General features: G+C 62.3%; 17 protein-coding genes and 1 pseudogene. 6 read left to right on the forward strand and 12 right to left on the reverse strand.

Translation table 11 applies throughout. The annotated features are described in order from the left end of the window. Window positions 1–568: 568 nt before the first annotated feature. From UB23_RS04700 to UB23_RS04715, 4 genes are all read right to left on the reverse strand, one after another. Window positions 569–2,239, reverse strand: coding sequence for a ShlB/FhaC/HecB family hemolysin secretion/activation protein (locus tag UB23_RS04700; RefSeq protein ID WP_045058169.1), 1,671 nt, complete (start codon window positions 2,237–2,239; stop codon window positions 569–571). Between the two features lie 139 nt (window positions 2,240–2,378). Beyond that, window positions 2,379–4,028, reverse strand: a complete 1,650-nt coding sequence (locus UB23_RS04705) for a collagen-like triple helix repeat-containing protein (RefSeq protein ID WP_045058170.1) — start codon at window positions 4,026–4,028, stop codon at window positions 2,379–2,381. 303 nt (window positions 4,029–4,331) lie between these two features. Continuing rightward, window positions 4,332–5,186 carry a MaoC family dehydratase gene (locus tag UB23_RS04710; protein WP_045058171.1) on the reverse strand — a complete coding sequence of 285 codons (855 nt, stop codon included), beginning with the start codon at window positions 5,184–5,186 and terminating at the stop codon, window positions 4,332–4,334. Window positions 5,187–5,188: 2 nt separating this feature from the next. Continuing rightward, entirely contained in the window at window positions 5,189–6,541 is a 1,353-nt protein-coding gene (locus UB23_RS04715) for a 3-oxoacyl-ACP reductase (protein ID WP_045058172.1), read from the reverse strand. A gap of 159 nt (window positions 6,542–6,700) precedes the next feature. Between UB23_RS04715 and UB23_RS04720 the strand changes: the two genes are divergently transcribed. The 3 genes and pseudogenes from UB23_RS04720 to UB23_RS30120 all read left to right on the forward strand — a co-directional run. Continuing rightward, window positions 6,701–7,978 (forward strand): acetyl-CoA C-acetyltransferase, encoded by a 1,278-nt coding sequence (locus UB23_RS04720; RefSeq protein ID WP_045058173.1) that lies wholly within the window; start codon window positions 6,701–6,703, stop codon window positions 7,976–7,978. A 188-nt stretch (window positions 7,979–8,166) separates the two neighbouring features. Next, entirely contained in the window at window positions 8,167–9,060 is an 894-nt protein-coding gene (locus UB23_RS04725; protein ID WP_045058174.1) for a PA4780 family RIO1-like protein kinase, read from the forward strand. Between the two features lie 149 nt (window positions 9,061–9,209). Further along, window positions 9,210–9,287, forward strand: a pseudogene (locus UB23_RS30120) (outer membrane lipoprotein carrier protein LolA); the annotation flags it as partial. On the opposite strand, the gene cueR reads toward UB23_RS30120, so the two are convergent. The 3 genes from cueR to UB23_RS04740 form a co-directional block, all read right to left on the reverse strand. After that, window positions 9,283–9,720 (reverse strand): Cu(I)-responsive transcriptional regulator, encoded by a 438-nt coding sequence (gene cueR / locus UB23_RS04730; protein ID WP_045058175.1) that lies wholly within the window; start codon window positions 9,718–9,720, stop codon window positions 9,283–9,285. The pseudogene UB23_RS30120 and the gene cueR overlap by 5 nt on opposite strands. Further along, window positions 9,717–12,110, reverse strand: a complete 2,394-nt coding sequence (locus UB23_RS04735; protein ID WP_045058176.1) for a heavy metal translocating P-type ATPase — start codon at window positions 12,108–12,110, stop codon at window positions 9,717–9,719. Before UB23_RS04735 ends, cueR begins: the two co-directional genes overlap by 4 nt. Window positions 12,111–12,202: 92 nt before the next feature. After that, window positions 12,203–12,586, reverse strand: coding sequence for a hypothetical protein (locus tag UB23_RS04740; protein WP_045058177.1), 384 nt, complete (start codon window positions 12,584–12,586; stop codon window positions 12,203–12,205). 149 nt (window positions 12,587–12,735) lie between these two features. On the opposite strand from UB23_RS04740, the gene UB23_RS04745 reads away from it, so the two are divergent. Then, entirely contained in the window at window positions 12,736–12,933 is a 198-nt protein-coding gene (locus UB23_RS04745) for a heavy-metal-associated domain-containing protein (protein ID WP_045058178.1), read from the forward strand. Window positions 12,934–13,026: 93 nt separating this feature from the next. Further along, window positions 13,027–14,223, forward strand: a complete 1,197-nt coding sequence (locus tag UB23_RS04750) for a multidrug effflux MFS transporter (protein ID WP_045058179.1) — start codon at window positions 13,027–13,029, stop codon at window positions 14,221–14,223. Between the two features lie 7 nt (window positions 14,224–14,230). On the opposite strand, the gene UB23_RS29870 is transcribed toward UB23_RS04750, so the two are convergent. Together UB23_RS29870 and UB23_RS04755 are read right to left on the reverse strand one after the other, a co-directional pair. Next, a complete protein-coding gene (locus tag UB23_RS29870; protein ID WP_177328532.1) occupies window positions 14,231–14,398 on the reverse strand; it encodes a hypothetical protein in 168 nt (55 codons plus the stop codon). 136 nt (window positions 14,399–14,534) lie between these two features. After that, entirely contained in the window at window positions 14,535–15,548 is a 1,014-nt protein-coding gene (locus UB23_RS04755) for a zinc-binding alcohol dehydrogenase family protein (protein ID WP_045058180.1), read from the reverse strand. A 116-nt stretch (window positions 15,549–15,664) separates the two neighbouring features. On the opposite strand from UB23_RS04755, the gene UB23_RS04760 reads away from it, so the two are divergent. Continuing rightward, a complete protein-coding gene (locus UB23_RS04760) occupies window positions 15,665–16,594 on the forward strand; it encodes a LysR family transcriptional regulator (protein WP_045058181.1) in 930 nt (309 codons plus the stop codon). Window positions 16,595–16,717: 123 nt separating this feature from the next. On the opposite strand, the gene UB23_RS04765 is transcribed toward UB23_RS04760, so the two are convergent. From UB23_RS04765 to UB23_RS04775, 3 genes are all read right to left on the reverse strand, one after another. Further along, a complete protein-coding gene (locus UB23_RS04765; protein WP_045058182.1) occupies window positions 16,718–17,671 on the reverse strand; it encodes an adenosine deaminase in 954 nt (317 codons plus the stop codon). A gap of 82 nt (window positions 17,672–17,753) precedes the next feature. Then, window positions 17,754–18,719, reverse strand: a complete 966-nt coding sequence (locus UB23_RS04770; RefSeq protein WP_045058183.1) for an isopenicillin N synthase family dioxygenase — start codon at window positions 18,717–18,719, stop codon at window positions 17,754–17,756. 165 nt (window positions 18,720–18,884) lie between these two features. After that, entirely contained in the window at window positions 18,885–19,967 is a 1,083-nt protein-coding gene (locus tag UB23_RS04775) for a BMP family ABC transporter substrate-binding protein (protein WP_045058184.1), read from the reverse strand. Between the last annotated feature and the right edge of the window lie 150 nt (window positions 19,968–20,117).

Consider the following 20,117-nt stretch of genomic DNA (forward strand, 5'->3'; position numbering starts at 1 on the left):
GGTGTTTGATTCGGGGGGATTGGGGCTGTGTTTGATCATTGTGAAACTCCAAGTGATATTTGGAGCTGCCATCGATCGCCGCGACGCAATCGAAGGTGGCAGCTGTGCGCAGGTTCGCGGACCGAGGCACTTGGAAACCCGGCATACCCGAAGGTATCCCACGCACAGCCACCATAAGACCCACGACAAATACCGAAGTATCGTCGATGGGGCGGGTGATTATGCACCAAGTAAGCTGATTCGGGCCGCGACGCCCGGTTGCTGAGATTCAGCGACGACAAATCATATCTGCTGGACTTCCGAAACAACAACCGACACAACCTGTAGGAATTTTCCCCAGCCCACTCTGGGTATGCAGGACGTGCACTTATTTCCTCAGCGCCACCCCGGTCAACTGTAGGAGCGAGCTTGCTCGCGATGGTCGTGAACGATAACGCTGGCAGCCTGACATGCCCGCGGCGTTCTCGGGTTTATCGCGAGCAAGCTCGCTCCTACAGTGGGTTCGTATAGGCCACCGTCCTTCTGGCAATCGTTAACCGTCGCCATCACCAGCAAACCGGTCCATGACTCAAAGCTGGTAACTGAAGCTGATGCTGTAGCGCGGCTTGCGGTTGAAGGTATCCAGTGCTTGCTCGGACATCGGCTTGGCGGCTTCCAGGGCGATGTTGTAGTACTTGGCATCGCCAAACCGCAACCCGATGGCGCCCGAGGACAGATTATTGCCCTGCACCGGCAGCTTGTTAAACCAGGTCTTGGAGCGATCCAGGACGACGTAGGGCTGCAGGATTTTTACCCAGCTCCAGTCGCGGTTGAAGCTGTAGTTGACCTCGTACGCGATGCCCCAACCCTTGTCGCCCGACGCCTGATCGTCGGGATAGCCGCGGCCGAAATTCTGCCCGCCGAATACCGCGCGTTCGCTGTCGGGCAGGGTGTCTTCACTCCAGTAGAGCGCGGCCGAAAGCACCCCCTGCCAGTTGTCGAAAAACCGGTCGCTCTGCACGCCGGATAAACGCAGACGGAAGAAGTCCAGGTCGAGGTCGGTGTTGTTGGTATCGGCCCCCATGCCATCGATGCCCTGATAAACCCCGCCACTGAGGATCCGCAATTGTTTGGCATCGGCCTTGCGCCAGTCACCTTCAAAAGCGAGGGCGCGCACGTCGCTGTTGATGTCGACGCTCAATGGAAAGCCGACCACCTTGTAGCGGGTCTTGTCATTGACCGCGTACACCCTTGAGCTGACGCTGAGTTGTTCGTTGGGTGACGCGATGAGTGGGTGGCTCAAGCCGACGGAGTAACGGTCATTCTCCCGGTGAGGTTTGAGCTCCAGGCCATTATCGGTCAGCACGTTGGTGCCAGGGTCGGCGCGGTAGCGTGAGGCGGAGAGCGCCAGCTGCGTGCCCTCGGCATTCAGAAACTGGTTGTAGTCCAGGCGGTAGTACTGCTCGTGATCTTCCCCTGGTGGAAACAGGCCGCTGAGGCTCAGTTGCTCGCCCATGGAAGTCTGGGAGTTGCTGCTGAGGCCGAGCAGGGCCTGGGTGCCGTTGCGGCTGCTTTCTGTGGCGCTCAGGGTGCTGGTGAAGGGTTTGCGACTCGCCTGGGCGACCAGGTAGGCCGCACCGTCGGTGGTGCCCGGTGGCGGCACCTGCGCCTGCAGGGTCACCCCGGGAATTCGACTCATGAGCGTGGTGTAGCGCTCGAAGGTCTTGCGCGTCAGCGGGCGTTCGGCCTGCAGCTTGGCCACCAGCTTGTCGAGCAGGCCCTTGACCCGCCCGACGTCGCCCTGCAACTGGTAATCCTCGATATAGCCTTCCACCAACACCACCCGCGCCACGCCATTGTCGAACGTCTGTTGCGGCAGGAAGGCATAGGACAGCAGGTAACCTTCCTGCTGGTAGCGGCGGGTAATGCTGCGGGTTGCTTCGATCAGGTCGGCGAGGCTGGTTTCCTGGCCGATCAGGGGTTGGTAAAGCGTGGCCAGTTCGCTGAGGGGGTAGACGGTTCCGCCTTCGATCTGCACGGTTCTGAGCTTGATTCGGGTGTTCATCATCAGCGGCTGGGCCTGGGTGGCGCCGGGTTCCGGCACCGAGAGCGGCGCAGTGCTGGGGCGGTAAGCATCGGCGGGCAGGGTGGGTACCGGCAGGTTGCGCGTGGTTTCGTTGCTGTTGAGGAAGCTGGGAAGGGTGTCGGCGAGGGCGCAGGTACTGACGGTCAGAGCTAGCAAGGAAGCCAAAAGGCGCATAGGACACTCCATGTTCAAGTTACAACTTCGCCTGGATCATCATGTTCAAAAGAAAAAGCGGAAGACTCTTTCGAATCTTCCGCCTTCAACCAAGCGTAGGCGCTGTAGATAAGGCCGTCGAATCGGCCAGGTGCAAAAACTAACGGTTCTTGCCACTCAGCTTGCCGGTGAGGCCGCCCAGCAAGCCACCCAGCCCCCCGGTGGCGCCGCCCTCGCCAGGCGCTCCGTTCACCAGGCCGCCTACGGCACCGACGGTGCTGCCCACCGTGGTGACTGTGTTGCCGACCGCCGCCACGACCGGGTTTGGCGTGCTGGTGGCGATCGCTGTACCCAGATTACTGACCGCACCACCCACCTGATTGGTCAGGCCGTTGACGGGTGCCCCAAGGCCTGTCGCTGCGCCGACGTTCTGGGTCAGGCCCGTGACGGCGGTAGTGACCGGATTCAGGCCAGCGCCCACCGCGGTGCCAAGGTTCGCCAAGGGCGCGGTAGCTGCCGTATTGGCGACGCCGGAGCCGCCCAGTACGGTGTTAACCGACGCAACCAGATTGCCCGCTGCCCCGGCCGTTACACCGCCTGCACTGACCACGCCACTGGTGCTGCCAGCGTTAAGCCCGCTGCCGACATTGACCACCGCGCCGCCGACGGTCTGCAGCAGACCTGTGCCGCCCAAGGCGCCACCCAGACCTCCACCCAGGCCGCCACCCGCGCCTGAACCACTGCCATTGGACACCAGCCCGCCAGCTTTGCCGACCGCCGTGCCGGTGTTGCTCAGTGCGCCGCCGACGGTGTTGGTCAGGGCATTGCCCTTACCGGCCAGGGTAACTTTGTCGCCAACGCCATTCACGGTGCTGCCGACTTTGTTCACGAGGCCCTTGAGTGGATCACCGAGCCCGGTGGCGTCGCCAATCTTGTCAGTGGTGGTCTCGACCATGGCAATCACCGGCACGAGTTTGCTGCCGACTTCCTTGGTCACTGTCCCCAAGGGGCCGGTAGTGGTGGCAGTGCTCAGGGTATCGCCGAGCATGGTGACTTTTTCGCCAACGCCGTCCAGCACGGGGGCGACTTTGGTGACGACCCCGCCCACCACAGGAATGCTGCTGGTGGCCGTGGCGAGTTTGCCGCTGACGTCCGAGACGCCATTACCGACATCCTGCACCACGCCGCCCACCGATGCCGCCGTGACGCCCAGCCCATTGGGGTCGGTGTCCAGCTTGCCGATGCCGTTGGCGACGCCATTACCCAGGGTGCTGACGACATTGCCGGTGGTGTTGACTGCACTTTGCACCACACCGCCGACCACGGGCACGGTGCCCAGGCTGTCGCCTACCTGGCCGACGCCATCGCCTACGCCACTGACGGTTTTGCCGACGTCCTGGACCAGGGTGGTGGTCACCAGCGGAGTGACGCCCGGGTTGGTTGGATTGGTGGGGTCGGTCGGATCTGTGGGGTTGGTCGGGTTGGTCGGGTCAATGGTGCCGCCGCCAGTGCCACCGTTACCGCCTGTGCCTCCGGTGCCACCCGTGCCCGCAGTATTGTCGCCACCGGTGCCGCCAGTTCCACCCGTTCCGCCAGTGCCTGCGGTGCCGTCACCTGCGCCACCGGTGCCACCTGCGCCTGTTCCGCCCGAGTCTCCGGAACCGCCCGTTCCCGCGTCGGCAGTGCTGTCGGGGGATGAGCTGTCGGAGCTGCTGTGATGACCGCCGCCGCCACTGCTGCAGCCGGTCAGGCCGAGGGACAGGGCGAGCGCCATGGCGATTGCTGATTTGCACCAAACTTGGGTTTTCATGAGAGGTATTCCTTGCACCTGTTACAACGTTCGCTGTCTTCGATGGCTTGCTGGTTTCTGTTGCCAGCAATGCCTTCGTCCGTTGTAGACATAACAGTCGCAAGAGGGCGCCAATACCATTCTCCAGTTGGTATTAACGCCTTGTGTAAGGGGGGCTGACAGGTGAAAAGTTATCCGCAGAATCAACGGCTTAGTATGGCTTTGAATGATTCATAAACTTTGGATATATATACAATTTGAATCACTGTGCGAGAGCAAAGCTTGCCCCGGCCGGCGTTCCGACTATGGCGATCTCCAAGGCGCTCAAGCAATCGGCGCCCAATGCCCCACCATATGCTCCAGGTCACCCGCCCCCAGCAGTTGAAAGTCCCCGCTCGATCCTGCCGCACTGGCCATCAACGTCACCTCACTGGGCAATCGCACCGGCTTCAGGAATTGCACGGCAATGTCCACATTGGCCGTGGGCAAATGATCGGCGAGCGCCGCCAGGGTCCTGGCCTTGTTCCACAACCCATGGGCGATCGCAGTGGGGAAGCCGAACAGCTTGGCGCTCACGGCACTCAGGTGGATCGGGTTGTAGTCCCCGGAGACCTTGGCGTACTGCCGGCCAATGTCCGCCGGGGCTTGCCACTGCGCAACCTGGGTCATCGGCAACATCGGCGCGAGCACTTCCTCCGCCGCTTCGCCCTGCAGCTTGACGCCGCGACACAGCATCCGGCTTTCGGCCTCCCATAGCGCGCCGAGTTGATCGTCCAGGGTCGTTATCAGGTCGAAGGTTGCACCTTTGGCGTGGGGCTGCAGGTTCTGCACCCGCACGCTGACCCGCACCCGGCCCACGCCGCCCATCGGGCGCAGGACGCGAATGCGATTACTCAAATGGATGAGACCGAGCAACGGAAAAGGAAACTCCCTGGCCGTCAGCAGTTGCATCTGCAAGGCAAACGCGAGTACGTGGGGATAGGTGGGTGGAAGCAAGGCATTGTCGGCGAAGCCGCAGACTTTGCGGTAGGCCACAAGGCGCCCGGAATCGACATCGACCCCGGTACGCAGCCCGGAATCAGGCAGGGTAGTGCCCGTAATTTTGCGGCGAGTGGCGGCCTTGACGTACAGGTCGGCCAGGCTCGGCTCGCGATCGAGGGTGTGCCAGTCGGTCGTCATGTCTAGGCCCCCAAAACGCTTTGTCCGCAGACCCGCAAGGCCTGTCCGGTGAAGGCGCCCGTGCCGGGCTGGGCCAGCCAGGCGACCGCTTCGGCGACGTCTTGCGGCAAACCACCCTGGCCCAGGGAACTCATGCGGCGGCCGGCTTCGCGCAGGGCGAAGGGGATGTGTGCGGTCATCTGGGTTTCGATGAACCCGGGGGCCACGGCGTTGATGCTGATGCCGCGCTCCTTGAGCAACGGCGCCCAGGCTTCTGCCAGGCCGATCAGCCCGGCCTTGCTGGCGGCGTAATTGGTTTGCCCGCGGTTGCCGGCGATGCCGCTGATGGAGGCCAGCAGGATCACCCGGGCATTGTCGCGCAGGGTGCCCTGGTCCAGCAGGGCCTTGGTCAGCACTTGCGGTGCATTGAGGTTGACCGCCAGCACGGCATCCCAGAACTCCGGCGTCATGTTGGCCAGGGTTTTATCCCGGGTGATGCCGGCGTTGTGCACCACGATGTCGATGCCATCGGGCAGGTGGTCGATCAGTTGTGCGGCGGCGTCCTCGGCGCAAATGTCGAGGGTGACGCTGCGCCCGCCGAGGCGTGCGGCGAGGGCTTCGAGGTCGGACTTGGCCTGAGGCACGTCCAGCAGCACCACCTCAGCGCCGTCACGGGCCAGGGTTTCGGCGATGGAGGCGCCGATGCCCCGCGCCGCGCCGGTGACCAGCGCCTTGCGCCCGGCCAGCGGGCGGGTCCAGTCGGTCACCGGGGTGTCGCAGGCGGTCAGGCGGATGACCTGGCCGGAGACGAACGCGCTTTTTGGCGAGAGGAAAAACCGCAGCGGACCTTCCAGCTGATCCTCGGCACCTTCACCGACATAGATTAATTGCAGGGTGCCGCCGCTGCGCAGTTCCTTGGCCAGGGACCGGCTGAACCCCTCCAGGGCCCGCTGGGCGCTGGCGGCAAAGGGGTCGTTCAAGCCTTGTGGCGAGCGACCGAGGATCACCAGGTGCGCGCTGTGATCGAGGTTTTTCATCAGTGGCTGGAAAAACTCGCGCAAGTGTTTGAGTTGATCGGTGTGCACCAGGTCGCTGGCATCGAACACCACGGCCTTGAGTTTCGGACCGTGCCCCGGAATCCACGGGGTAGCCACTGAAGGCTCGGTGCCGTAACCGTAGATCGCGTCGGTGAGACGGTTGGCGAAAGCACTGACTTTCCCCGCCAGCGGGCCGCCGCCAATCAGCAGCGCGCCCTCGACCGGACGCAGCCTGCCAGCTTGCCAGCGCTCCAGGCGAACCGGCGACGGCAGGCCCATGGCACCGACCAGGCGATGGCCGATGGATGAATTGGCGAAGTCGATATAGCGGTCAGACATGGAACGCACTCCGGTAGCTGGGGTTCAAAGTGTGGACCATGAATGGCGATCAGTCGTTCGATCCACGAGATAAGGCCTACGCTTGACTCTGCAGGACCCAGCAAGCTGGCTCCTGCAGGGTGTGCCGTTTGAATTGGAATATTTCATCAGGAGCTTTTCATGACTCAACTGCGCCGCGTCGCGATCATCGGTGGTAACCGTATTCCCTTTGCTCGCTCCAACGGACCCTACGCCACCGCCAGTAACCAGGCCATGCTCACTGCTGCGCTCGAAGGGCTGATCGAACGCTACAACCTGCATGGCCAGCGCATCGGTGAGGTGGTTGCAGGGGCGGTACTCAAGCTGTCGCGAGACATGAACCTGACCCGTGAGTGTGTGCTCGGCTCGCGCCTGTCGCCCCACACCCCGGCCTACGACATTCAGCAAGCCTGCGGCACCGGGCTGGAAGCGGCGTTGCTGGTGGCAAACAAGATTGCCCTGGGCCAGATCGACTGCGCCATTGCCGGTGGCGTCGACACCACTTCGGATGCGCCGATCAGTGTCAGTGAAGGGTTGCGTCGAATTCTGCTGCAGGCCAATCGCGGCAAGACCACGGCCGACAAACTGAAAACGTTCCTGCAACTGCGCCCCCAGCACCTGATTCCCGAGTTCCCGCGCAATGGCGAGCCGCGCACCGGCCTGTCCATGGGCCAGCACTGCGAATTGATGGCGCAGACCTGGAACATTCCTCGCGAAGCCCAGGACCAACTGGCCCTGGCGAGTCATCGTAATCTGGCCGCGTCGTACACCGAGGGCTGGCATAACGACCTGATGACGCCGTTCCTCGGGCTCACCCGCGACAACAATCTGCGCCCCGACCTGACCCTGGAAAAACTCGCGGGGCTGAAACCGGCTTTCGAGAAAAGCGCCAAGGGTACCCTTACGGCGGGCAACTCCACGCCGCTCACCGATGGCGCGTCCCTGGTGCTGCTGGGCAGTGAGGAGTGGGCCAAGGAACGCGGCTTGCCGATCCTCGCCTACTGGCGCGACGGCGAAACGGCTGCGGTGGATTTCGTCAACGGCGCCGAAGGCCTGCTGATGGCGCCGGTGTATGCCGTGCCACGCTTGTTGGCGCGCAACGGCCTGACGCTGCAGGATTTCGATTACTACGAAATCCACGAAGCCTTCGCCGCTCAGGTGCTGTGCACCCTGAAGGCCTGGGAAGACCCGGAGTACTGCAAGACCCGCCTGGGCCTTGACGCGCCATTGGGTGCCATCGACCGCAGCCGGCTCAATGTCAAAGGCAGCTCCCTGGCGGCAGGTCATCCATTCGCCGCGACCGGCGGACGCATCGTCGCCAACCTGGCGAAGCTGCTGGACGCGGCAGGCAAGGGCCGTGGCCTGATCTCCATCTGCGCGGCAGGCGGGCAGGGCGTGACGGCGATTATCGAGCGTTGATAATCCCGTGCGCCGTTGAAAAGTCCGCTGAAAGCGGCCAAATTGACGGGGCATAATCGGCACATTGTGTGCATCTTTAGGCAGATAGCAGCGTTCATAGGTCGGCAACCCCTCCCACCGGCGAGTGGATTGCCGTATAACGAATGACTTTCGCGTGTTTGGTAATAAAGGACCCACAATAAAAGCTGATGAAGACTCCAAAACGCATTGAACCCCTGATCGAGGACGGTCTGGTCGACGAGGTGCTGCGCCCACTCATGAGTGGTAAAGAAGCAGCTGTTTATGTGGTGCGCTGCGGCAACGAGTTACGTTGCGCGAAGGTTTACAAGGAGGCGAATAAACGTAGTTTCCGTCAGGCGGCCGAATACCAGGAAGGCCGCAAGGTGCGCAACAGCCGTCAGGCCCGGGCCATGGCCAAGGGCTCGAAGTTCGGCAAGAAAGAAACCGAGGACGCCTGGCAGAACGCCGAAGTGGCGGCTCTGTTTCGTCTGGCCGGTGCTGGCGTTCGGGTGCCCAAGCCTTACGACTTCCTCGAAGGCGTGCTGCTGATGGAACTGGTGGCCGACGAGTACGGCGATGCTGCGCCGCGTCTGAACGACGTGGTGCTGGAGCCGGACCAGGCGCGCGAGTATCACGCGTTCCTGATCTCGCAGATCGTGCTGATGTTGTGTACCGGCCTGGTGCACGGTGACCTGTCCGAGTTCAACGTACTGTTGACCCCGACCGGCCCCGTGATCATCGACTTGCCTCAGGCAGTGGACGCGGCGGGGAACAACCACGCGTTCAACATGCTGGAACGGGATGTGGGCAACATGGCCTCATACTTCGGGCGGTTTGCTCCGGAGTTGAAGCAGACCAGGTTCGCCAAGGAGATGTGGGCCTTGTACGAAGCCGGCACCTTGCACCCGGCCAGCATCCTGACCGGCGAGTTCGACGAGCCGGAAGAGTTGGCCGACGTTGGCGGCATCATGCGCGAAATCGAGGCGGCACGCCTGGATGAAGAGCGCAAGCAGGCGGTGCGCGCGGCAGATGACGCGCCACCGAATAAAACCGAAGAACCGCCTCCGCCCTGGATGCAGTGACTGGTTGATGAAAAACCCGGCTTCGGCCGGGTTTTTTGTGAACCCTAACCTGTGGGAGCAAGGCTTGCCCGCGATGGTCGTTAACGATGACGCGGGACAGCTGATACCCCGCGGCGTCTTCGACCCGTGTAGGAGCGAGCTTGCTCGCGATGGTCGTCAACGATGACGCGGGGCAACTGATACCCCGCGGCGCCCTCTGGTTTTTCGCGAGCAAGCTCGCTCCTACAGGGGGGCTCGCGGTCTGGTTGTTTGATGGGCAGGCTCAGCGCAGCAGCCCGACTCCAGGTTCTTGAGGATCGGGCAATCGGGCCGATGGTCGCCCTGGCAGTGCTCCACCAGGTCCTGCAGCGTGTCGCGCAGCTGGCCAAGCTCGTGGATCTTCTGGTTGAGCTCGTCGATATGCTGGCGTGCCAGGGCTTTTACATCGGCGCTGGCGCGCTGGCGATCCTGCCAGAGGGTCAGCAGCTTGCCGACCTCTTCCAGGGAAAACCCCAGGTCCCGGGAACGCTTGATGAAGGCCAGGGTGTGCAGGTCATCGTCGCCATACACGCGGTAACCGCTGTCAGTGCGATGGGCGGCTTTGAGCAGGCCGATGGATTCGTAGTAACGAATCATCTTGGCGCTCAGGCCACTTTGGCGGGCTGCTTGGCCGATGTTCATCGGTTGTCCTCCAGGTCCTTGGGCTTCCAGGTTTTCAACAGTAGCGCATTGCTGACCACGCTGACGCTCGACAATGCCATCGCCGCGCCCGCCAGCACCGGATTGAGAAAACCGAAGGCTGCCAGCGGAATCCCGACCAGGTTGTAGACGAAGGCCCAGAAAAGATTCTGCCGGATCTTGGCGTAGGTCTTGCGGCTGATCTCCAATGCCGCAGGCACCAGTCGTGGATCACCGCGCATCAAGGTGATACCGGCTGCGTGCATCGCCACGTCGGTGCCACCGCCCATGGCAATGCCGATGTCGGCGGCGGCCAGGGCCGGGGCGTCATTGATCCCGTCGCCGACCATGGCCACGACTGCGGTTTTCTTCAGCTCGACCACGGTGGCGGCTTTGTCGGCCGGCAACACTTCGGCGTGGACATCCTCAATACCCAACGCGTCGGCGACCACTTTGGCGCTGCCACGATTATCACCGGTCAGCAGATGGCTGCTGATGTGGCGCGCGCCGAGTTGTTGCACAGCCTGCAGTGCACCCGGCTTGAGGGTGTCACCGAAGGCGAACAGTCCCAACACCTGCGGCTCGGGGCTTTGCTCGATCAGCCATGACAGCGTGCGCCCTTCGGTTTCCCAGGCGCTGGCCGAGTCCGCCAGTGCGCCGGCGTTCAACCCGCACTCTTCCAGCAGGCGTCGGTTACCCAGGGCCAGGCGCCGTCCGTCAAGCGTGCCGGCAATTCCACGCCCGGTCAGGGACTTGCTGTCGCTGACATCGGCGACGCTCAGCCCGCGCTCGGCGCAAGCATCCAGCACCGCTTTGGCCAAGGGGTGCTCGCTGCCTCGCTGCAAGGCGCCGGCTTTTTGCAGCAGTGCATTTTCATCGCCGCCGATGGCGCTCAAGTGAGCGATGCGCGGCGCACCCGACGTCAGCGTGCCGGTCTTGTCGAATACCACTGCACTGACTTCATGGGCGCGTTCCAGTGCCTCGGCATCCTTAATCAGGATCCCGTAGCGTGCAGCGACCCCGGTACCGGCCATGATTGCCGTGGGAGTGGCCAGGCCGAGGGCGCAAGGGCAGGCGATCACCAGCACGGCAACGGCGTTGATCAGCGCTGTTTCGACGGGCGCACCGTAAAGCCACCAGCCCACCAGCGTTGCCAATGCGATCAGCAGCACGGTGGGGACGAAAACCTGGCTGACCTTGTCCACCAGTTTCTGGATGGGAGCCTTGGCCGCCTGGGCGTCTTCCACCAGGCGAATGATCCGCGCCAGCACGGTTTCGGCCCCCAGTGCCTGGGTGCGCACCAACAGCCGGCCCTCGCCATTGATCGCGCCGCCCGTGACTTTGTCCCCAGGTTGCTTGGGCACGGGCAGGCTTTCGCCGCTGATCAGGGCCTCGTCCGCATGGCTTTGGCCTTCGACCACTTCGCCGTCCACCGGAAAGCGTTCGCCGGGTTTGACCAGCATCAGGTCACCCAGGCGCAGGGCGCTGATGGCGACGTCCTGTTCGCGGCCATCGACCACCTGAATCGCCCGTTCCGGTCGCAGGGCTTCGAGGGCGCGGATGGCGCTGGCGGTCTGGCGCTTGGCGCGGCTTTCAAGGTATTTGCCCAGCATTACCAGGGCGATCACCACCGCCGAAGCCTCAAAGTACAGGTGCGGCATGCGCCCGGCAGCGGTGGCCCATTCGTAAATACTCAGGCCGTAACCGGCGCTGGTGCCCAGGGCAACCAGCAGGTCCATATTGCCCGCGCCGGCGCGGACGGCTTTCCAGGCGGCCACATAAAAGCGAGCACCCAGAATGAACTGCACGGGCGTGGCCAGGGCGAATTGCGCCCAGGCCGGGAGCATCCAGTGCACCCCGAACGGCTGCAGCAGCATCGGCAAGACCAAGGGCAGGGCGAGCGCGATGGCCAGGATCACCCTCCAGCGTTCGCGATGCAGGCGTTGTTGTTGGTTGTCGGCAGCAGCGTGCTCGACTTCCCGCACGCTGGCCGAGTATCCCGCCTTGCTGACGGCTTCGATAAGGGTTTGTACAGCGACCTGGCCCAGCAATTCGAGGTGCGCGCGTTCGTTGGCCAGGTTGACGCTGACGCTCTTCACCCCTGCAACCTTGGCCAGCGCCCGTTCCACGCGGCCGACGCAGGAGGCGCAGGTCATGCCATCGATGCTCAGTTCCAGGGTTTGCTGTGGCACGCTGTACCCGGCCTGTTGCACAGCGTCCATCAGGGCCGGCAGGCTGTCGCCGGGCGCCTGCACCCGGGCCTGTTCGGTAGCCAGGTTGACACTGACGGCGCTGGCGCCCCGGACTTTGCTCAAGGCGCGCTCGACCCGCCCGGCGCAGCTGGCGCAGGTCATGCCGGCGATCGGCAGGTCGAACGTAGTGGTCTCGCTCATGGTCAAGCTCCCTGTAGTGGATGCCTACAGGATCAACCTTGCCATGCGGGCAAGGTCAAGCGCCAATATCACCTTGATCCGATCTGTGGCGCTCAGTAGTTCAACGCCGCAGGCTTGAGGTACATCCCTTCCTGCGACATCGCAATCCGGAACTTCAACACATCCCCGGCCTTGAGCGTGATGGTTTGCGAACCCGGTGCGAGCATCCCCGGATTGCACCCCGGGGCCTGGCCCGGCAGCAGTTTCAGGCGCAGGGAGACATTGCCCGGCGGCAAGTTGAATGACGTGCTTTGCTCCTGGAACAGCCGAGCGGACAGCTGGTCTTGCAGGTACACGCCAATTTCGCAATTGGTCGACACTTCCAGGCGCTCGCGGGAAATGATCAGCACCCCGTAGTCCTCCCCGGCAGCGTTGGCCGAAGGCAGGGCCGCGAAGAGGCCGAGGAAGCCAAACAGGCTGAGAGCTGACCAGCGCATGGCTGAATCTCCTGATGTTGAAGTCATTGATACTCGCAGCTTGGCCGAGCGCGACGGCGATTGCCAGCCCGGCCGTTCACTTCAGAACTTGACCTTGCCATGGTGGCAAGCTCGAGACTGGTGTCAATCTCATCAACAGGAGTCATCCCATGCAAGTGTTCACTGTTCAAGGCATGTCCTGCGGCCATTGCGTAAAAGCCATTACCCAGGCGCTTCAAGCCAGAGACCCGGCCGCCAGCGTGCGCATCGATCTGGGCGCCAGGGAAGTCGGCGTCGAGAGCAGCCTGTCGACTGAAGAGGTGCTCGCCGCCATCACTGAAGAAGGTTATGAGGCAAAGGTCGCCTGACGTCTTTATTAGTTAGCGACCTACCGGAATGTTCAAGGCGTCCATCCCCGGCTAGACTGTGGGGCTGCTGACTTCTGTCCAACTGGATGCCTGATGAACTTGCGTACCATTTTAATCCTCGGCGCCCTCAGTGCGTTTGCCCCGCTGGCGATCGACTTTTACCTGCCAGCCTTTCCCGCGATGGCGCTGGCTTTCGGCACCGACGAACAACACGTTCAAGTGACGCTTGCGGCCTATTTTCTGGGGTTGTCGATTGGTCAATTGGTCTACGGCCCGATTGCCGATCGCTTCGGCCGGCGGGTGCCATTGCTCACTGGCGTGGTGTTGTTCACCGTCGCTTCACTGGCCTGCGCGTTTGCGCCGAACCTCGAATGGCTGATCGGCGCGCGCTTCGTCCAGGCGCTGGGCGGTTGCGCAGGGATGGTGATCTCGCGGGCAATCGTCAGCGATAAATGCGATGCGGTGGGCTCGGCCAAGGTCTTTTCCCAGCTGATGCTGGTGATGGGGCTGGCACCTATCCTTGCGCCAATGCTGGGCGGATTGCTGGTCAATACCACAGGCTGGCAGTCGATCTTCCTGGTGTTGACCGGCTTCAGTGCGCTGGCGGCGGTGGCCGTGGCGCTGGGGTTGCCGGAAAGCATGCCGGCCGATATGCCGCGCCAACCATTGTCTGGCTCGTTGCGGCAGTACGGCCGGTTGTTCGCGGATCGGGTATTCCTTGGCCATGCCCTGACGGGCGGTATCGCCATCGCCGGGATGTTTGCCTACATCGCCGGCTCGCCTTTTGTGTTCATCAAGCTCTACGGCGTGCCGGCCGAGCATTTCGGCTGGTTGTTCGGCACCAATGCGGCGGGTTTCATTCTGGTGGCCCAGGTCAACGCCCGGTTACTGGCCAAGCGTGGGCCGGCATTCCTGCTGGCACGTGCGGTATGGGTTTACCTGGCGGCAGGCCTGGCGCTGCTCGCCGTGAGTGCGCTGCACACCGAGAAACTGTGGCCGCTGCTGATTCCGTTGTTCATCTGTATCGCCAGCCTGGGGTGCATCCTGCCCAACGCGTCGGCCTGCGCGATGAACGGTCAGGGCGCCCGCGCCGGCAGTGCGTCGGCATTGCTTGGTTGCCTGCAATTCAGCGTCGCCGCCGGGGCTGCGTCACTGGTGGGGATTTTGTACGACGGCACGGCCATGCCGATGGCCATGGTCATCAGCCTGTGCGGGGCTCTGGTGGTGAGCGTCGCAATGCTCACCCGACGTTTGCAAAATACCCGGGCGCTGGTGCAGGCCCAGGTTTGAGGGCAGGTCAGCCAGCAGCGCGCTGCTGGTCGGGAAAATGGTGAGGCGCCTGCAGCCGCGCTTCCAGTGTTCGGGTGAAGGCGCGCGCTTCGGCTTCGCTGCGGAATGTCACGGCGTGTTGGTCCAGGCGGACCTGCCACTGGGAACGGGCCACTTCTTTTATCAGGATCTTCATTGCTGACCTCCTATAAGTAAAAGATTTGCCTTGCAGAGGCCACGATTGTAGACCCGATCCAGGGCGTAGTTGTGACAAAGGTCAACTCTCTGACTGACGGTGTCGGCCCTGTGCGCACGACACCGTCACCGCTGTTCTAGAAGCCTTCCAGGACAATCTTGCCTTTGGCCTTGCCGCTTTCCAGCAACTCATGGGCGCGTCGCAGGTTCGCCGCGTTGATGGTGCCGAAGTGTTCGCCCACCGTGGTTTTCAGCGTCCCGGCGTCGATCAGATCGGCCACGCGGTTCAACAGTCTGTGTTGTTCGATCATGTCGGCGGTTTCGAACAACGAGCGCGTGTACATGAACTCCCAGTGCAGCGACAGGCTCTTGCGCTTGAGTTTGGTGATGTCCAGCGCCTTTGGGTCGTCGATCAGCGCCAGTTTGCCCTGGGGTGCCAGGGCCTCGACCAGTTGATCCAGATGCTGGTCAGTCTGGGTCAGGCTGGCAACGTGGGTCACCTGTTCCACGCCCGCGCGCTTGAGAGCTTCGCTGAGCGGCTGGCTGTGATCGATCACCAGGTCTGCGCCCAGCTCACGTACCCAGGCTTGGGTTTGCGGGCGCGACGCAGTGCCTATGACCTGAAGCCCGGTCAACTGGCTGGCCAGTTGGGTGAGGATCGAACCGACGCCCCCGGCCGCGCCAACGATCAACAGGCTCTGGCCCTCGGCGGCTTGGCCTTCGCGCACCTGCAGGCGCTCGAACAGCAGTTCCCATGCGGTGATCGCGGTCAGTGGCAGGGCCGCAGCTTCGGCAAAGCCGAGGGTTTTCGGCATGTGGCCGACGATGCGCTCATCGACCACGTGCATTTCGCTGTTGCCGCCCGCACGGGCGATAGAGCCGGCGTAGAACACCTTGTCACCGGCCTTGAACAGTGTCACTTCGCTGCCGACCGCCTTGACCACGCCCGCCACGTCCCAACCCAGGACCTTCGCCTCGCCGTCTTGTGGCTGGACGTTTTGTCGGACCTTGGTGTCCACCGGGTTGACCGAAATCGCTTTGACTTCGACCAACAGGTCCCGCGGGCCGGCGACTGTTTCGGGCAGCTCGATGTCTTGCAGGGCGTTTTTGTCGCTGATCGGCAGGGACGCGTAGTAAGCAATGGCTTTCATGGAGCACTCCAGGAGTCGGGATGATTTCGATGGGCAGATGATTAGCTATTTCTACCGAAGATAAAACCCGCTAAAAGAGCAGTCTCTTTCAATATTTTTTTGATAATAGGCCGCACATGCTGCGTTTTGATGACCTGCAATTATTCGTCCGGGCTGCCGACCTGGGGAGCCTGTCGGCGGCCGCCCGGGGCATGGACATGTCAGCCGCCGTGGCCAGCGCGGCGTTGAAGCGCATCGAACACCAGCTCGGCGCGCGATTGCTGGCCCGTTCAACCCGCAGCCTGCGCCTGACCGCCGAGGGCGAAGGTTTCCTCGAATACGCCCGGGCGGCGTTGAGCAATATAGAAGAAGGGCGCCGCCTGCTGGCCAGTGGGCAGGATCAGGTCAGCGGAGTGTTGCAGCTGTCGGCACCATCGGACTTCGGCCGCAATGTGTTGCTGCCCTGGCTGGACGATTTTCAGCGCGAGCACCCCAAGCTCACGGTGCGCCTGCTGCTGGGTGACCGCATTGCCGACCTGTTCCGCCAGCCGGTGGATATCGCCTTGCGCTACGGTGAACCGGAGGACTCAAGCCTGGTGGCGCTGCCCATTGCCCCGCAAAACCGCCGCGTGCTGTGTGCAGCGCCGAGCTACCTGGCCAGCCATGGCGAGCCTCGGCAACTCGAGCAACTGGCCCAGCACAATTGCCTGCTGTACATGCTTGGCAGCCGCGTTCACGACCATTGGAGTTTCCATGACGGCAAGCGCGAAGTCGGCCTGACAGTCAGCGGTGATCGCTTCAGCGACGATGCCGACGTGGTGCGTTTGTGGGCCGTGGCGGGGGCAGGCATTGCCTATAAATCCTGGCTGGATGTTGCCGCAGATGTCCTGGCTGGCCGCTTGAAAATCCTCATGCCGGAACTGACGGGCGAGCGCGCTTCTCTGAATTTGTTGTGCGCTCATCGCGCACAATTGAGTAAGCCTGTGAACCTTTTACGGGAAATGCTCGCCAGTCGATGCGCGCAATTGAGCGGGCAATTTCCCGGTTTATCAGAAGCAAGGCACTAATTGCTCGAAAATAGCGATCCCCCCCAAGCTTGGGTGGGGGCTGTTCATGCAATCACAAACCCTGTTCTCACAGGTATGACACCTGTGGGAGCAAGGCTTGCCCGCGATGGCGGTGCAGGGTGTTTACGGCTTGACCAGCCGCGCATCCAGGCTGTTCTGCGCCAGCCGCTTGGCCTGATCCTGGGTCATGCCCAAATGGGTGTGCAGGGCATGGAAGTTCTCCGTCACATAGCCGCCGAAGTACGCCGGGTCATCGGAGTTCACTGTGACCTTCACTCCGCGCTCCAGCATGTCCAGGATGTTGTGCTGGGACATGTGATCGAAGACGCAAAGCTTGGTGTTGGACAGCGGGCAGACGGTCAGCGGAATCTGCTCGTCAATGATTCGCTGCATCAGCCGCTCGTCTTCGATGGCGCGCACGCCATGGTCGATGCGCTGGATTTTCAGCAGGTCGATGGCTTCCCAGATGTACTCCGGCGGACCTTCCTCACCCGCGTGGGCGACGGTCAGGAAACCTTCGTGGCGAGCCCGGTCGAACACTCGTTGAAACTTGCTCGGCGGGTGACCCATCTCCGAGCTGTCCAGGCCTACCGCGACAAACGCATCGCGAAACGGCAGGGCTTGATCCAGGGTTTTCTGCGCCTCGTCTTCGCTCAGGTGGCGCAGGAAACTCAGGATCAAACCACTGGTGATGCCCAGTTGCTGCTCGCCATCTTTCAACGCGGCGGCGATGCCATTGAGCACCACTTCAAAAGGAATGCCACGATCGGTGTGGGTTTGCGGATCGAAGAACGGTTCGGTGTGAATCACGTTCTGCGCCTTGCAGCGCAAGAGGTAAGCCCAGGTCAGGTCGTAGAAATCCTGAGAGGTGCGCAACACGTCAGCGCCCTGATAATACAGGTCCAGAAACTCTTGCAGATTGTTGAAGGCGTACGCCTTGCGCAGGGTTTCCACATCGCTCCACGGCAGGGCGATCTTGTTGCGTTCGGCCAGGGCGAACAGCAGCTCGGGCTCCAGCGAACCCTCGAGGTGCAGGTGCAGTTCTGCCTTGGGCAGGGCGTTCAGCCAGTCGTACATATTCTTTTCTCATCAGGTGCAGATGACGAGCATTCTACAGATGCTCGCGGCCACCATTGGTAAAACCTGACCAGGTGGTTCATCACCCTGCCTGGGGCTCGCGGCGATAGGCATAGGTGTCGGCGAATCGCGAGAGCAGAAACTCGGCGCAGGTGGTGGTCGGGTACTTCGCCGGATGGTGCTCGTCCTGGCAGCCGGGCAGGCATTCAATCCGGGTGTCGGGGTGCGGTTCGGCGAAGAACGGCATCGAGTATCGGTCCACGCCCAGCGGGCTGATCACCCGGTGGGGCGTCGACAGATAACGGTCGTTGCTCCAGCGCGCCATCATGTCGCCGAGGTTGACCACGAAGGTACCTTCGATGGGTGGAGCGTCGATCCACTCGCCCTTGACGTTACGCACCTGCAGGCCGCCGGCGGCATCCTGGTAAAGCAGGGTGATGCAGCCGTAATCGGTATGGGCGCCGGCACCTTGTTGTTCTTCCGAGCTGGCGGTGTGGCGTGGCGGATAATGGATCATGCGCAGCACGCTGACGGGCTGGCTGAAGCGCGAGTCGAAGAAATCGGGATCGATGTCCAGCGCCAGGGTCATGGCCCTCAGCAAGGTCTGGGCAAGGGCTTGCATGTCGATGTAATGCTGCTCCATCAGGGTTTCCCAGCCGGGTATCGACGGGTGGCGATTGGGACCGCGCAGCGGTTTTTCGGCCAGCACTTCGGGGTGGTCGGCCGGCAGGTGCAGGCCCATGTCGAAGGTTTCTTTCAGGTCGCTGGGTTTCGATGGGTCGAGTTGTTCCGTGGCGATTGCGCCATAACCGCGGTGGTGGCGGGTCTGGGTGATGTCGATCTGCAGTTTTGTCGCGCTGGGCTGGGCGAAGAAATCCTTGGCCTGGGCTAGTACTTCTTCGATGCGCGTCGAACTGATCGGGTGACCCTTGATATAGAAAAAGCCCCATTCGCGGCAGGCGCGGTCGATTTGGCTGGCCACGGCCGCCCAGGCGACCTGGTCGTCGCTGTAGAGCGGGGCGATGTCGATGATGGGAAGGCTGTTCATGCGATAGTCCTGAAGAGTGCGCCGTGTGCGGAACATCGGAGAGATAGTGTGGGAGTGAGCCTGCTCGCGATGAGGCCAGGGCATTCAGCATTGATGTTGAATGTAGTTGCGCCATCGCGAGCAGGCTCGCTCCCCCAGGAAGGACAGTGGTTCAACCCAGGCGAGTTACTTCGGTATGTCAGCCTTCATGCCTTCCACGTAGTAATTCATCGAAGCCAGTTCGGCATTGGTCGCCGTCACGCCCGCCGGGATTTTCTCGGCACCGGCCTGGTCCTTGATCGGCCCGGTGAACGGGTGGAACGCACCGCTCTTGATGTCGGCGATGATCTGCTCGGCCTGGGCTTTCACCGGCGCGGGCACCAGGTCGCTGATTGGCAGCTCAACGGTACCTTCCTTCAGGCCGCCCCAGTAATCCTGGGACTTCCACGAGTGATCCAGCACGCTCTGCGTCGCCTGGATGTAGTGCGGGGCCCAGTCGTTGACGATAGAGGTGAGCACGGCTTTGGGACCGAAATGTGCCATGTCCGAAGCGTAGCCTACGGCATACACGCCGCGGCGTTCGGCAGCCTGGATCGGTGCCGGGCTGTCGGTGTGCTGGAATACCACGTCCACGCCCTGATCGATCAGCGCATTGGCGGCGTCGGCTTCCTTGCCCGGATCGAACCAGGAGTTGACCCACACCACCTTGATCTCGGTGCCGGGGTTGTACTTGTTCAGTGCCAGCTGGATGGCGTTGATGTCGCGGATCACTTCCGGGATCGGGAAGGACGCGACGTAGCCGATTTTTTTGCTCTTGGTCATTTTGGCCGCGAGGAAGCCGCCGACATAGCGCCCCTCATAAGTGCGCGCCAGGTACGTGCCGAGGTTCTTGTCCTGCTTGTAGCCCGTGGCATGTTCGAAGGTCACTTTGGGAAATTGCTTTGCCACCTTCAGGGTCGGGTTCATGTAGCCGAAGGACGTGCTGAAGATCAGGTCGTATTTGTCCTTGGCCATGTTGCGGATCACCCGTTCGGCGTCGGCGCCTTCGGGGACGTTTTCCACATAGTTGGTGGTGATCTGGTCGCCGAACTTTTCGGCCAGTGCCTTGCGTCCCTGTTCATGCTGATACGTCCAGCCGTGGTCACCGATCGGGCCGATGTAGACGAAACCGACTTTCAGCGGTTCGGCGGCCGTGGCGGTCAGGCTGGCGCTCAAACCGATGGCTGCGGCGACGGCGCAAAGCAGTTTCTTCAACGGGCGGTTGTGCATGAATTGAAACTCCATGTTGTTGTGAGGTTGGCAGTGGGCAATGCAAATTGCTGACCAACAGGACAACAAAATCAAAAAATCGCAGCCTTCGGCAGCTCGTGCACGGTCCGCATTGTTCTGCAGGAGCCGCCGAAGGCTGCGATCTTTTGA

It is taken from the genome of Pseudomonas sp. ES3-33, assembly GCF_000952175.1.
GTDB lineage: Bacteria > Pseudomonadota > Gammaproteobacteria > Pseudomonadales > Pseudomonadaceae > Aquipseudomonas > Aquipseudomonas gregormendelii.

Coding starts and splice junctions, on each gene's coding strand:
- UB23_RS04750 (WP_045058179.1), top strand. CDS start 13,027: ATGAACTTGCGTACCATTTTAATCCTCGGCGCCCTCAGTGCGTTTGCC.
- UB23_RS04765 (WP_045058182.1), bottom strand. CDS start 17,671: ATGTACGACTGGCTGAACGCCCTGCCCAAGGCAGAACTGCACCTGCAC.
- cueR (WP_045058175.1), bottom strand. CDS start 9,720: ATGAACATCGGCCAAGCAGCCCGCCAAAGTGGCCTGAGCGCCAAGATG.
- UB23_RS29870 (WP_177328532.1), bottom strand. CDS start 14,398: ATGAAGATCCTGATAAAAGAAGTGGCCCGTTCCCAGTGGCAGGTCCGC.
- UB23_RS04770 (WP_045058183.1), bottom strand. CDS start 18,719: ATGAACAGCCTTCCCATCATCGACATCGCCCCGCTCTACAGCGACGAC.
- UB23_RS04745 (WP_045058178.1), top strand. CDS start 12,736: ATGCAAGTGTTCACTGTTCAAGGCATGTCCTGCGGCCATTGCGTAAAA.
- UB23_RS04725 (WP_045058174.1), top strand. CDS start 8,167: ATGAAGACTCCAAAACGCATTGAACCCCTGATCGAGGACGGTCTGGTC.
- UB23_RS04775 (WP_045058184.1), bottom strand. CDS start 19,967: ATGCACAACCGCCCGTTGAAGAAACTGCTTTGCGCCGTCGCCGCAGCC.
- UB23_RS04755 (WP_045058180.1), bottom strand. CDS start 15,548: ATGAAAGCCATTGCTTACTACGCGTCCCTGCCGATCAGCGACAAAAAC.
- UB23_RS04700 (WP_045058169.1), bottom strand. CDS start 2,239: ATGCGCCTTTTGGCTTCCTTGCTAGCTCTGACCGTCAGTACCTGCGCC.
- UB23_RS04705 (WP_045058170.1), bottom strand. CDS start 4,028: ATGAAAACCCAAGTTTGGTGCAAATCAGCAATCGCCATGGCGCTCGCC.
- UB23_RS04735 (WP_045058176.1), bottom strand. CDS start 12,110: ATGAGCGAGACCACTACGTTCGACCTGCCGATCGCCGGCATGACCTGC.
- UB23_RS04710 (WP_045058171.1), bottom strand. CDS start 5,186: ATGACGACCGACTGGCACACCCTCGATCGCGAGCCGAGCCTGGCCGAC.
- UB23_RS04715 (WP_045058172.1), bottom strand. CDS start 6,541: ATGTCTGACCGCTATATCGACTTCGCCAATTCATCCATCGGCCATCGC.
- UB23_RS04740 (WP_045058177.1), bottom strand. CDS start 12,586: ATGCGCTGGTCAGCTCTCAGCCTGTTTGGCTTCCTCGGCCTCTTCGCG.
- UB23_RS04720 (WP_045058173.1), top strand. CDS start 6,701: ATGACTCAACTGCGCCGCGTCGCGATCATCGGTGGTAACCGTATTCCC.
- UB23_RS04760 (WP_045058181.1), top strand. CDS start 15,665: ATGCTGCGTTTTGATGACCTGCAATTATTCGTCCGGGCTGCCGACCTG.